This window comes from Candidatus Poribacteria bacterium (genome assembly GCA_021162805.1).
Classification (GTDB): Bacteria; Poribacteria; WGA-4E; order B28-G17; family B28-G17; genus JAGGXZ01.
Map to the genome: position 1 here is coordinate 1 of JAGGXZ010000195.1, position 12482 is coordinate 12482.

At 56.3% G+C, this 12482-nt stretch carries 13 protein-coding genes; all 13 read right to left on the reverse strand.

Annotation, left to right across the window (positions count from 1 at the left end):
- Positions 1-230: 230 nt before the first annotated feature.
- The gene (locus J7M22_15925) at positions 231-1787 is read right to left on the reverse strand and encodes an amidohydrolase family protein (protein ID MCD6508095.1); all 1557 of its coding nucleotides are present in this window, start codon (positions 1785-1787) and stop codon (positions 231-233) included.
- A gap of 96 nt (positions 1788-1883) precedes the next feature.
- Complete coding sequence (locus J7M22_15930) at positions 1884-3167, reverse strand: alpha-L-fucosidase (protein ID MCD6508096.1); 1284 nt, start codon at positions 3165-3167, stop codon at positions 1884-1886.
- Between the two features lie 75 nt (positions 3168-3242).
- Positions 3243-4379 carry a GNAT family N-acetyltransferase gene (locus J7M22_15935; protein MCD6508097.1) on the reverse strand — a complete coding sequence of 379 codons (1137 nt, stop codon included), beginning with the start codon at positions 4377-4379 and terminating at the stop codon, positions 3243-3245.
- Positions 4380-4619 (reverse strand): DUF4926 domain-containing protein, encoded by a 240-nt coding sequence (locus J7M22_15940; GenBank protein MCD6508098.1) that lies wholly within the window; start codon positions 4617-4619, stop codon positions 4380-4382.
- 157 nt (positions 4620-4776) lie between these two features.
- Positions 4777-5763: a ribose-phosphate pyrophosphokinase gene (locus J7M22_15945; GenBank protein ID MCD6508099.1), complete on the reverse strand. Its 987-nt coding sequence runs from the start codon at positions 5761-5763 to the stop codon at positions 4777-4779.
- Positions 5739-6392 (reverse strand): phosphoribosylanthranilate isomerase, encoded by a 654-nt coding sequence (locus J7M22_15950; GenBank protein ID MCD6508100.1) that lies wholly within the window; start codon positions 6390-6392, stop codon positions 5739-5741. Before J7M22_15950 ends, J7M22_15945 begins: the two co-directional genes overlap by 25 nt.
- A gap of 4 nt (positions 6393-6396) precedes the next feature.
- Positions 6397-7752 carry a TrpB-like pyridoxal phosphate-dependent enzyme gene (locus J7M22_15955; protein MCD6508101.1) on the reverse strand — a complete coding sequence of 452 codons (1356 nt, stop codon included), beginning with the start codon at positions 7750-7752 and terminating at the stop codon, positions 6397-6399.
- On the reverse strand, positions 7724-8545 hold the full coding sequence (gene trpC, locus J7M22_15960) for an indole-3-glycerol phosphate synthase TrpC (GenBank protein ID MCD6508102.1): 822 nt from the start codon (positions 8543-8545) through the stop codon (positions 7724-7726). Before trpC ends, J7M22_15955 begins: the two co-directional genes overlap by 29 nt.
- Entirely contained in the window at positions 8542-9570 is a 1029-nt protein-coding gene (gene trpD, locus J7M22_15965; GenBank protein MCD6508103.1) for an anthranilate phosphoribosyltransferase, read from the reverse strand. Before trpD ends, trpC begins: the two co-directional genes overlap by 4 nt.
- Before the next feature lie 3 nt (positions 9571-9573).
- Positions 9574-10146, reverse strand: coding sequence for an aminodeoxychorismate/anthranilate synthase component II (locus tag J7M22_15970; GenBank protein MCD6508104.1), 573 nt, complete (start codon positions 10144-10146; stop codon positions 9574-9576).
- A gap of 12 nt (positions 10147-10158) precedes the next feature.
- Positions 10159-11649 (reverse strand): anthranilate synthase component I, encoded by a 1491-nt coding sequence (gene trpE, locus J7M22_15975; protein MCD6508105.1) that lies wholly within the window; start codon positions 11647-11649, stop codon positions 10159-10161.
- A gap of 19 nt (positions 11650-11668) precedes the next feature.
- Complete coding sequence (gene hisI, locus J7M22_15980; GenBank protein ID MCD6508106.1) at positions 11669-12049, reverse strand: phosphoribosyl-AMP cyclohydrolase; 381 nt, start codon at positions 12047-12049, stop codon at positions 11669-11671.
- Positions 12050-12084: 35 nt separating this feature from the next.
- Positions 12085-12482 (reverse strand): hypothetical protein (locus J7M22_15985; GenBank protein MCD6508107.1); only part of this gene is annotated, 398 nt, incomplete at its 5' end.

Below are 12482 nucleotides of genomic sequence, written 5' to 3' on the forward strand. Positions count from 1 at the left end.
GCTTTTACGAGCAGATCAAACGGCGAACGCCAGATGATATCTAGCTTTTCGTGAGTTAAAGAGGAGTTCAAAAGTAGCCGGGTTGATATCTCGCGCCTTTTGAACTCCTCTTGTTGTTTATATAGCTCTGTGATATTCACCGCTGAATACCTCACCGATATTCCAATATTCCAAATAAAGTACGTTTAACCCTTCGAGTGTTCCCGCCCTTTTGACCTTTTGATACCGACCTAATATGGAGCTATCTCCGATGTGAGTATCTCCATTCTCTTCGCCTCGCTTATGTTTGACATTTCCACCTTAAAAACCGCCGATGCGATGTAATAGAAGGGGGCGTGCGTTCCGAAGAGGAGCTTTTCCGATCCCACCATCTTGACGGCCTCCCTCAGCTCATCGACCCTCTCCAGGGAGGATATATCGATCCACAGGTTCGGCGATGACCTGACGGCGGAGGCGATCCTGACGAGCTCGCTCCATTTAACCCCTCCGAGGATAACCTTTGTCCTCGGAGCATCCTTAGCGGCCTCGATCGCCCGATCGACATCCGAATCCCCCACGATCATGGCCGGATTTTGTGTCCTCTCATCCTGAATCCTGAGCTGAATGATGACCGGCATCTCGACGCGGCCCGCCTCGTTCAAAAGCTCGGATGCCCTGGAGGAGCTAAGGGCGTAACGGTGATAGTTGGGATGGAGCTTGATGGCATGTATTCCGGAGCGGACCGCCTCCTCGAAGGCGCGCCTCCAGTTTGCCATGGCGGGGTTGATGACTGCGACGGGTTTAAGCTGTGGATATCGGGCGAGCTCATTTAGAAGCTCCCTGTTCGATTCCCTCGGATCGTCCTCGAAGATCGCCCTTATGGAAGAGACCCAGGCCTGGGAGATCCTGTATCTCTTCATCTGCTCGACAAGCTCCTGGGCGCTGCGATACAGGATCGGCCTGAAGGGATATTCGCCGAGATACGCGTTAACGTCCACGGCGTTCGGATAACTTAGCCGGACATGCTGGGGCAGCTTTACATCTCCGCCATCCAGTTTGAGCAGTCGGGCGGCGTTATGGCGGAGTATCCTCCCCTTTTCATCCTCAGATATATCGGCGCCCAGGACTTTACCCATCTGAACGGAGGGGTTTCTGCCGGGCGCATCTGAGCCGAAGATGAGCCGATCGGCGCCGAGGACGTCGACGGCGTATTCGACGAGTCCGGATTCGGGATCGCTGCCACAGAGATCTATGAAAACGTTCTTAAGATCGGCCACCTCCGCCACGCCCTTATATCCGTTGCCGTGGAGATGTGCCATCACTATCTTCGCCTGGGGGAACCTCCTGGCGAGCTCGGCCACATCCTCGGGCCGCGATTCGTTTGGGAGATTTCCGGTGGACTTGTTGAAGGAGTGCTGAAGTATAGGAACATCCAGCTCCATTGCCCGCCTTACGATCCCATCCAGCTTCGGATCGCTGGCCTTACAGGCGACCCATAGCTTCACACCTCTCATTCCGCCCCTCAGGATACATCGATCCATCTCCTCGATGGATTCATCGGGATAGTTCGGGTTGAGGTAGCAGAAGCCGATGACCCTATCGGGGAACTCATCCATCGCCCTAAGCACATAATCGTTGGCGGAGCGGAACTGATCTGGGGAAGGATTATGAATGTAGCCCTTATCGCCGAGGGATGATACGCATATCAGGTCTATTCCGCTTCGCCGAGCCGCCTCTACCATCGTCCGACAGTCATCCAGATCACGGGTGATATGGACGTGGAAATCTATGACGCCTCGGATCTCCATGAAATCACCGAGAGAGCGTATCGCGTTTCGTCCGCTGTCCACCGTCCGCGGTCCGCAGTAAAATAGCGGCGGACCGCGGACTGCCGACTGCGGACGTTAAGAGGCTTGATCGACCTCAAGCTCGCCCTTGATCTTCAAAACCACCACCGAGTCGATCGGGTCCGGGGCCTCCTTGGGAACGGTTACGACCGCCCCGGCATCCTCCGTCTTCGCGTCGAGCGAGTTCTTGTTCGGGTCCGCTAGGAGATAGGCGGCATCGATCTCGCTTCTCAGCCTCGGCACGACCAGTTTGCTGTCGGAGGGCCAGTCGAAGACATGCAGGTAGAGATTCGTCCCTTTATCGGTGACCTTCCTAGTGCATCTGCCCCATGGCGGTCGCCCGATCGGGCTGGCCGTCGTCCCGTAGATCGAGACGCTGTTGACGCTCATCCACCTGCCGATCTCCCTCAATCTGATCACCGACGGTTCGGGGATAAGCCCCTCAGCGGTCGGGCCGACGTTCAGCAGGTAGTTGCCGCCTTTGGAGGCGATGTCCACGAGGTTGTGTATGAGCGTCTCGGTGCTCTTCCAGTTGTGGTCGTAGCTCTTATAGCCCCACGTGTCGTTCATGGTCATGCAGACCTCCCAGTCCTTGCCTGGGATGCCTTCATCGGGGATGTGCTGTTCGGGCGTGCCGAAGTCGCCCTCGATACCCCCTCCGAGCCGGTTGTTCACGACGATGTTCGGCTGGAGATCGAGCAGGGGAAGGAGCATCTCGGCCCGCTCTCTGGTCATATCCACGGGCGTGTCCCACCAGATTATGTCGATGGGGCCGTAATTGGTGAGGATCTCACGGACCTGGGGCATGGCGATCTTCCGGATATACTCATCCATGTCGCCGTCCTGGGCCTCATCCCAATGCCCGCCTGCCGCGGCGCCGCCGGGATGACACCAATCCTGAGCCTGTGAGTAGTAGAACCCGATCCTCATATCGTGCTTGCGGGCTGCCTCGACGAGGGGCTTGAGCAGGTCCTCTCCGTAGGGTGTCGCATCCACCACGTCCCAGTCCGTCACCTTGGAGTCGAAGAGGGCGAAGCCGTCATGATGTTTCGAGGTTATGACGATGTATCTCATGCCAGCCCACTTCGCCAGCAGGACCCACTCCTCCGGGTCGTATTTGACGGGGTTGAACTGTTTGGCGAACTCCTTGTATTCGGCGACGGGTATCCTGGCTCTGTGCATGATCCATTCGCCTATGCCGGGTATCTGTTCGCCCTTGTAGACGCCCGCGGGCACGGCATAGACGCCCCAGTGGATGAACATGCCGAACCGGGCATGCCGCCACCACCTCATCCTCTCATCCTTGGTCTCCTCCAGTCGCCTCAATACCTCCTCGCTCATTTCTCCATTTCCTCCTTTATTACCTCATCGGTTGTCCGTGACGTTAAAACGTTGAACGCGCCAACGTTCAACGGGTTAAAACCTATCCGACCACCAGATATAAGGGTTCATGAGCGGGAAGAGCAGTCTCAATCCGGGGATCAGAGAGGGCGTGACGTGCACGTCCTTCTCCAGGGTCAGATCGTCGATCGTCCGATATCCGACGAGCAATTGTATCAGCTTTGACTGTGGAATTTCAACCAGTTTATCCTTCACTTTTTCCCGGGGCTCGAGATGCACGGCCTCTTTTGATATACGAAACCTCAGCGAGCCGATATCGGTTCGCAGGAGGAAATCCTCCTCCCATTTTCTTATGCCTGACCTTTTGATCCTCCTTTCGAACTCCGGAACGAGCTTACGGAAGGTGGTCTCCAGGTTGATGATCCTCATCATCCCTCCACCGCTTCTGTTGAAGCTCGATGTGATTCTGCATCCGAACCGTCTCAGGAAGATGGAGAAGGGGTGATCGGGCGGGATAGCGAGCCATGCCTCCTCATGTCCTCGTTCCCGCGCCCTATCCCGAATAGCCGCCGCTATGCTCTCGAAGATGCTCGGATCGGAATATCCCACCTCAGCCACAGCGGTGTAATCCTCCGTGTCATCGAAGGAGATGTAGCCGCATAGACGACCCGATCCGTCGAGCAGCACCATCGGGTCAGCCTTCACGCCGAATCTCGTCCCCTTGGTAAACCACATCCACGAATCGGGCTTTCTGACGACGGAGCAGCATCTCTCCTCGTTGTTCAGCTCATATATCCTGATAACATCCTCCCTGTGTTCGTCTGAGAAGGGGAGGATGGAATGGTTCAGACGGGCGGATGAGAGGTTCTCGACGTTCAGGTAAAGCCTGTGCTCAGGCAGGGCGGGCGCGTATCCCCATCTCTCGTAGAAGTTTCGTATCCCGAAGAGTGCGGCGATATCAAATCCAGCTTCGAGCATATACCGGTTGGAGTATTCCATCACCCTCCTCGCGAAACCCCGCATCCGGTACTCCTCCTTCGTCCCTACCCCTCCGATGCCTCCCATCCTCAGCGTGACGCCCTGACCGAAATGAGCGGATAGGCGGTGAATCCAGAGCCCGCTTACATGTTCCCCTCTGTAGTAGAGCCTTATCGCGCATACGCCGTCTTTAAGTTCATGCCGTATCTCTATTTCACCGCTCATCCTCTTCATCTAAACCCTCGCTACTTCCGACAGCTCCCGAACATGTAAGATCTCCCGACCTCCGATCGGTCGGATGCTCGTCCGATCAAGAGTTAACAGGGCTATGGTTTTACCATCAGCGGTAACGAACTCTACTTCAAAAGCCGCGCCATTTTCATAGCGATGTACTATCGCCCCTATGTCGCCTCTCCTCAGACCATATTCGTATATATCTCGCGTAAGATCAACCGTGTCCAGCTCTTTGAGCATGATCTTCCCCCTTCCTTTACTATAACTATAATGGATACATGGTCACAAAACGTGGACGGTCCTGACCTATTACCAACAGGGTGTGTTTCCGACAGCAAATAATCGCGCAATTTGGACAACGGGATGTAAGCTCTCTCTCGATGAGGAAGTTTCACAACTAACCCCTCACATCATGGTAGAACACCTCGCTGACGGATTCATGGCGGTGTATTTTGGCGATGACCTTGGCTATGAGCGGAGCGATGGAGAGCACCTTCAACTTCGGGCCGAGTTTCTCGCGTTTCCATTCAGGGACGGGAATCGTATTCGTGACAACCAGCTCCCTAACGGCATCATCCTGCATGTATTCAAGCGACTTTCCGACGAGCACGGGGTGAGTTATGGCGAGGTATGCCGGTTCAGCGCCTTTCTCGCGAAGCAGTCTGATCTGGTTAATGATGCTCCCCGAGGCGATCATATCATCGATGACTATAGGTATCTTCCCCCTGACATCGCCCACGATCTCGATCACTTTAACGATGCTGCCACAGCTTCCCGCCCGGCGTTTATGCATCAGAACCATCGGAAGGTTCAGCAGGGAGGCGTATTTCTCGGCCAGCTTCGCCCTACCCACATCGGGCGAAACGATCACGGCGTTGGAGAGATCCTTACCCTTGAAATACTCCGCGAAGAGGAAGACGGCTGTCAGGTGATCCATGGGTATCGTGAAGAAGCCCTGGATCTGTGGCGCGTGCAGATCGACTGAGACGACCCTGTTTGCCCCGGCCGTAACCAGCAGATCGGCCGCCAACCTGGCGGATACCGGCTCCCTTCCGACCGCCTTCCTGTCCTGACGGCTGTAGCCGTAGTAGGGGATGACGGCTGTGATCTGGCGCGCTGAAGCCCTTCTGAAGGCGTCCATCATTATGAGGAGCTCCATCAGATTGTCGTTGACGGGGGTGCATGTGGGCTGGATGATGTATATGTCCGCCCCTCTGACGCTCTCCTCGATCTTCACATATGTCTCCGAGTCGGGGAAGGTTTCGATACTGATTTTACCCAAGGGAATGCCAAGCTCGGCAGCGACTTCAGATGCCAGTTCGGGGTTAGCCCTGCCCGAAAACAGCCTGAAGTCGCTGCCTAAACTCCCATATTTCGTTTCCATCCCTTTCCTCCCTTAGCGGCAGCGATGAAGTTTTTGATCTTGTCGTGATCTTTCCTGCCGGGCTCGATCTCGACCCCGCTGCTCACATCAACCGCCCACGGCCTGACGATTCGGATGGCATTGGAGACGTTATCCGGATTCAGACCGCCGGCCAGGATCAGACGGGCCCGATTCACATCAAAATTATATGCTACCTCCCATCTGAAGGTCAACCCCGTTCCGCCCGGCATATCGGCCCGATATGTATCGAGCAGGTAGGCGTCGACATCGTACCGCGTCAGCATCTCAAGACTTGATTCATCCTTGATCCGAAACGCCTTGATTACTTTTTTGCCGAGCTGACGACGGACCTTTCGGCAGAACTCCGGCGTCTCAGCACCGTGGAGCTGGACATAGTCGAGGGGACATCTCTCGATCACCCGCTCCAGCTCCTCCGGGGTCGGATCGACGAAGACGCCCACCGCTGCCACGAAGGGAGGAATCTCCCTTATGATTCGTGCCGCCCGATCGGGCGTGATATATCTGGGACTTTTGGGGTAGAACACGAATCCCAGAGCGTCGGCACCGTATCGGGCAGCCACGAGGGCATCCTCCACGTTGGTTATGCCGCAGATTTTAACCCTGACCATCCGTTTACGCTTTCGGCAGCTCCTCCAGGGCTTGCCGGATAAGCTCCTCAGGATATTCGTAATCCTCCAACTCGCCGCTGAAGTAAGCGTCATAGGCCGCAAGGTCGAAGTGGCCGTGTCCGCTGAAGTTGAACACGATCACCTTCTCCTTCCCCTCCTCCCTCGCCTTTATGGCCTCATCAACAACGGCCTTGACTGCGTGTGCCGTTTCAGGCGCGGGGACAAACCCTTCCGCCCTTGCGAAGAGAACTGCGGCCTCGAACACCGTGTTCTGATGGTATGCCCTCGCCTCGATATATCCGTCCTTGACGAGCTTACACATGAGCGGGGCATCCCCGTGATACCTCAGCCCACCGGCGTGGATCTTGGGTGGGACGAAGCTGTGTCCAAGCGTATACATCTTCACCAGCGGGGTCAACCCCGCGGTATCGCCGAAATCGTATTCGTAAAGCCCCTTGGTCAGCGTCGGACATGCCGTCGGCTCGACGGCTATCACCCGCACATCGCTCTTGCCCTTGAGTTTGTCGGCCAGGAAGGGGAAGGAGAAACCGGCGAAGTTGCTTCCGCCGCCGACACATCCGATCAATATATCCGGCTCATATCCGGCGATCTCCATCTGCCTCTTCGCCTCGAGCCCGACGATCGTCTGATGAAGCAGAACGTGATTGAGCACGCTGCCCAGCGAGTAATGAGCATCCTCATGCTTTACGGCGTCCTCGACCGCCTCGCTTATCGCTATTCCCAGGCTTCCAGGGGAATCGGGATCCTGCTCCAATATCCTCCTTCCCGATTCGGTCCTGTCCGACGGACTGGGGATAACCTCAGCGCCCCATGTCTGCATCATTATCCTGCGATACGGTTTCTGCTGGTAGCTCACCTTGACCATGTATACGGTGCATCCCAGGCCGAAGTAGTTACAGGCGAAGGAGAGGGCGCTGCCCCACTGTCCGGCCCCCGTCTCGGTGGTGAGCCTCTTCGCACCTTCGATCTTGTTGTAGAACACCTGCGCGATGGCGGTGTTCGGTTTGTGGCTCCCCGGCGGGCTGTAACTCTCGTTCTTGTAGAAGATCTTCGCCGGGGTATCGAGGGCTTTTTCAAGCCTCACCGCCCTGTGGAGGGGGGTTGGCCTCCATAATAGATAAGCCTCGCGGACCTCCTTCGGTATCTCGATCCACCTCTCCGCGCTCATCTCCTGCTCGATCAGCCCCATCGGGAATAGAGGGGCCAAATCGTCAGGCGTCAGAGGGTTCCCCGTCGCGGGATGCAACGGCGGCGGCGGAAGCTCCGGCATATCCGCGGCGATGTTATACCAGAACTTCGGCAGATCCGATTCACTGAGAAGTATTTTCCTCGACATCATTACCTCCTTTTCGGTTTTTTGCTTGACCGATAAGCCATCTTATCGTCCCAGCGGGGTCATCGCTTCTGACCAGCTTCTCTCCGATCAGAACGGCGTTGACCCCGATGTCTTTAAGCTCATCGATATCCTCAGGGGATTTAATCCCGCTCTCGCTGACAATTATTTTACCCTCACCAACGAGCGGGCGCAATCGCTTTGTCGTCTCAAGCGAGACGCGGAAGGTCTTCAGATCGCGGTTGTTGATGCCTATCACCTTAGCACCGCAATCGAGGGCGAGCTCAACCTCCCTCTCGTCATGCGTCTCGACGAGAGCATCCATCCCCAGATCGGCGCATATGCCGATGAATTCCCTGAGCTTCACCCTTTCAAGGGCGGCGACGATCAGAAGGACGGCATCGGCGCCGTGGGCTCTCGACTCGACGATCTGATACTCATCTATGATGAACTCCTTGCGCAGCAGGGGCAAAGCGGAGGCCGATCTCACCTCATCCAGATAGGTGAGACTGCCCATGAAGAACTTGAAATCGGTTATCACCGAGATGGCCGCCGCGCCGCCCGATTCATACTCCCGGGCGAGCTCGACCGGGTTGAGATCCTCTCTGAAGACCCCGGCAGACGGCGAGGCCCTTTTAATCTCAGCGATGATGCTGACCTCATCTCCAGAGATCGCCCCGACGAAATCACGGGGAGGAGGCGCCGATTTGATCTCCGCCTCGAGCCTTGAGATCGGAACGAGCCTTTTCCGTCTCTCGACCTCCTCCCGTTTATGTTTCAGGATCTCATCGAGGATCATGCTTCACCTTCTATCTCCTCGTTTGTGAGCTGAATCAATCGGTTCAGCTTCTCCAGAGCTCGTCCGGAATCGATCGCCTCCTCGGCGAGTTTTATCCCCTCGTCGAAGCTCTCGGCCTTTCCGCCAGCGATTATCCCAGCGGCGGCGTTTAAAACCACTATATCCCTCCTCGGCCCCCGTCTACCTTTAAGCACATCCAGCATCATCCCCGCGCTCTCATCGGGAGATAACACGACGAACTCCTCGATCCTCGCCCTCTGCATCCCCAGCTCCTCAGGTGAGATCAGGTAGGTCTGTATCATCCCATCCCTCACCTCGGCGATCACGGTTTTTCCGGTTAAGGATATCTCATCCATCCCGTCGCCGTGGACGACGAAGGCCCGACGGGCGCCGAGGTTCGCCAGCGCCTGCGCCATGAGCCCTGTGAGCTGGGGCGAGAAGACCCCAAGCACTTGGGAGCTGGCCCCGGCCGGATTGGTGAGCGGACCGAGGATGTTGAAGACAGTTCTGACGCCCAGCTCCCTCCGCGGTCCGATGGCGTGTTTCATGGCGCTGTGAAGGAGCGGGGCATAGAGGAACCCGATGCCTATCTCATCTATGCATCGGACGACTGTCCCGACGGAGGCCTCGATGTTGACCCCTATCTCCTTAAGCACATCGGCGCTGCCGCATCGGCTGGAGACGGACCTGTTGCCGTGTTTGGCGACCGGCACACCCGCACCCGCCACCACAAAGGCAGCGGCGGTGGAGATATTGAAGGTGTGTGTGCCATCGCCTCCCGTGCCACACGTATCGACCAGGTTCCTCCTCTTCGTCTTCACCCTAGTGGCTTTCCTACGCATCACCCTGGCGAAGGCGGTGACCTCCTCTGGAGTCTCCCCCTTCATCCTCAGTCCGACCAGCAATCCTGCTATCTGGGCCGGGGTCGCCTCACCTTCCATTATGCAGCTCATCACCTCCTCCGCCTCTCCTTCTGCCAGGTTTTCACCTGATATAACCTTGGCGATGGCCCCTTGTATCGTCATGGCTCATCTCACCTCCAGAAAGTTTTTCAATATCTTCTTCCCCTCTTTGGTCAGGATGGATTCAGGATGGAACTGGACGCCCCAGACCGGATATCGAAGATGTCTGACCGCCATGATCTCGTCTTTATCCTCATCCGCCCACGCGGTCACCTCCAGGCAATCGGGCACCGATTCGGGGTCTATTATAAGGGAGTGATATCTGGTGGCGGCGAACGGGTTCTCCACACCCTCGAAAATCTCCCGCCCGTCATGATAGATCAGCGAGGTCTTACCGTGCATCAGCCTTTTAGCGCGGATGATCCTGGCGCCGAACACATATCCGATGCACTGATGCCCCAGACAGACCCCCAGAATGGGAATTCTGCCGGAGAAACGACGGATCACCTCATTGGATACCCCCGCCTCAAGGGGCGTACAGGGGCCGGGGGATATGACGATCCTTTCGGGAGCAAGGCTCTCTATCTCCTCCGGCGTTATGGCGTCGTTTCTATAGACCGTCACCTCGGCCCCGAGGTCACCCAGGTATTGTACCAGGTTGTATGTGAACGAGTCGTAGTTGTCTATCATCAGCACCATCCTATCACCCCCTCAGATGAAGTCCGACCTGGCGATCTGAACGGCCTTCAGGAGAGCCATTGCCTTGTTGAGACACTCCTCGTACTCCCTCTCTGGGACGGAATCGGCCACGATCCCAGCTCCCGCCTGGACATAGCCCACGCCGTTTTTGGCGACCAGGGTTCTTATGGTTATGGCCGTATCGGCATCCCCGTAGAAGCTGAAGTATCCGACAGCGCCACCATATGGGCCGCGTCTTACCGGCTCAAGCTCCTCTATGATCTCCATTGCCCTGACTTTAGGCGCTCCCGATAGCGTCCCCGCAGGGAAACAAGCTCTTATTACATCGAAAGCGTTTTTACCCTCTCGAAGTCTGCCCATCACGTTTGAAACGATATGCATCACGTGGGAATATCTCTCGACGATCATAAGCTCATCAACCCTCACCGATCCGTATTCGCATACCCTTCCCAGATCGTTCCGGCCTAGATCCACGAGCATCACGTGTTCCGCCCGCTCCTTTGAATCGCTCAGGAGCTCCCTTTCGAGCCTCTCATCCTCCTCTTTCGTTTTCCCTCTGGGCCTCGTTCCGGCGATGGGCCTTGTCTGAGCCGTATCCCCCTCGACCCGAACCATCATCTCGGGCGAGGCACCCGCTATCTGGATCTCGCCGAAGCGGAGGAAATACATGTACGGTGAGGGATTGACCATCCGCAGGGAACGGTAGAACCTGAACGGATCGACGCTCATCGGGAAGGAAAGCCTTTGTGAGAGCACCACCTGGATGGCATCGCCCGCGGCGATGTAATCCTTAATCCTCTTGACCGCCTCGATGAACCCCTCCCGCGAGAAATTGGAGTTGATCTTCATCTCCTCACCCAAGTTCAACGCCTTAGGTCTCCCCTCAAGGAGCCTGACGAAGGGCAGCGGAGATTCCAACCGCGATATGACCCCTTCGATCCTCTCAACAGCCTCATCATATGCCCTATCAGGATCATCCTCCACGAAGGCGTTGGATATGATGATCATCCTGTGCTTGAGATGGTCGAAGGCGATCAGGGTGTCGACGAAGGCGAAGGCACAGTCCGGGAACTCCCCCTCATCGCTCGCTATCTCTGGCAGCCTCTCGAAGAACCTGACCATATCGTATCCCAGATATCCCACTGCCCCTCCACAGAACCTGGGAAGCCCTTCGATCCGAACCGGCCGATACCTCAAGACGAGCTTCTCGAGCTCCCCGAACGGGTCGGGCGATTCATAGGTATGTGCTTGGCCGGATCGGGTCTCGATGAGGCGGATCACGTTCCCGCGACTTTCGAATATCAGAAAGGGATCAGTGCCTATGAAGGAGTATCTACCGATCCTCTCCCCACCCTCGACGCTCTCTAAAAGAAAGGAGTATCGTCGGTTATCTATCTTTAGAAAGACGGAGACGGGCGTCTCCAGATCGGCCGATATCTCCCTGTAGACGGGGATCAGATTTCCCCGACGGGCAAGACTTCGGAACCGATCGCGGGATGGGATGTAGTATGATCCTTCGCCGTCAGGCGTAGACCTTATCGGGGTCGAAGACCTTCTCCCCGACGATCCGGAACCCCCCGTCCTCCGTGATCTTCCTGAAGAAACAGGATCTATAACCCAGGTGGCATGCCCCGCCTTTTTGATCGACCTTGATGAGCAGAGCGTCTCCGTCGCAGTCGAAGTAGATCTCCTTGACGATCTGGAAGTTTCCGGAGGTTTCCCCTTTAAGCCAAAGACACCTCCTTGATCTGCTCCAAAAACACACCTTCCCTTCCTGCAGGGTGCGTCTCAGGGCTTCCTCATTCATGTACCCCAACATCAGAACCTCTCCGTTCTGATAGTCCTGGATGATAGCAGGGATAAGCCCGTTGGAATCGAATTTCAGCTCTTTTATGAACTCCATCCCTCACCTGGTTCCTCAAACTGTGTCAAACTGACCTATCTGCCGGTTGAGGAACCTCCCTCCTTTCTATCCCATTGCGGCAGATAGACCAGGGCTCCCGGCCGCTCTATGAGCCGAAGCCTACCAACGGATACCGGATAATTGTCGGAGAACGGCAACCGACACTTCACTACCTTGCGGGATGGAACGAAACTCCTAACCGTTCCCCAATAGGAGTTCCCATCCCGCCTCACATACCTTACAATGTCCCAATGCCTGAACCCGGCATATTCGTCGTGCTTGCTGTTGTGCATATCCTGACGACGCCGCCGGGCGACTATCTCATACCTACAAACCGTATCCTCAAAATTGCGCTCTCTCAGCGCCAAGACAAGAGCATCATTCGTGTGAGACTTCTCCAGACCTAACCGCCGCCGCTTTTCCGTGGTCTGCC

Excerpts from the sequence above, each read along its gene's own strand:
- J7M22_15925 (MCD6508095.1), bottom strand. The coding sequence starts at position 1,787 with ATGGAGATCCGAGGCGTCATAGATTTCCACGTCCATATCACCCGTGAT.
- J7M22_15930 (MCD6508096.1), bottom strand. The coding sequence starts at position 3,167 with ATGAGCGAGGAGGTATTGAGGCGACTGGAGGAGACCAAGGATGAGAGG.
- J7M22_15935 (MCD6508097.1), bottom strand. The coding sequence starts at position 4,379 with ATGAAGAGGATGAGCGGTGAAATAGAGATACGGCATGAACTTAAAGAC.
- J7M22_15940 (MCD6508098.1), bottom strand. The coding sequence starts at position 4,619 with ATGCTCAAAGAGCTGGACACGGTTGATCTTACGCGAGATATATACGAA.
- J7M22_15945 (MCD6508099.1), bottom strand. The coding sequence starts at position 5,763 with ATGGAAACGAAATATGGGAGTTTAGGCAGCGACTTCAGGCTGTTTTCG.
- J7M22_15950 (MCD6508100.1), bottom strand. The coding sequence starts at position 6,392 with ATGGTCAGGGTTAAAATCTGCGGCATAACCAACGTGGAGGATGCCCTC.
- J7M22_15955 (MCD6508101.1), bottom strand. The coding sequence starts at position 7,752 with ATGATGTCGAGGAAAATACTTCTCAGTGAATCGGATCTGCCGAAGTTC.
- trpC (MCD6508102.1), bottom strand. The coding sequence starts at position 8,545 with ATGATCCTCGATGAGATCCTGAAACATAAACGGGAGGAGGTCGAGAGA.
- trpD (MCD6508103.1), bottom strand. The coding sequence starts at position 9,570 with ATGACGATACAAGGGGCCATCGCCAAGGTTATATCAGGTGAAAACCTG.
- J7M22_15970 (MCD6508104.1), bottom strand. The coding sequence starts at position 10,146 with ATGGTGCTGATGATAGACAACTACGACTCGTTCACATACAACCTGGTA.
- hisI (MCD6508106.1), bottom strand. The coding sequence starts at position 12,049 with ATGGAGTTCATAAAAGAGCTGAAATTCGATTCCAACGGGCTTATCCCT.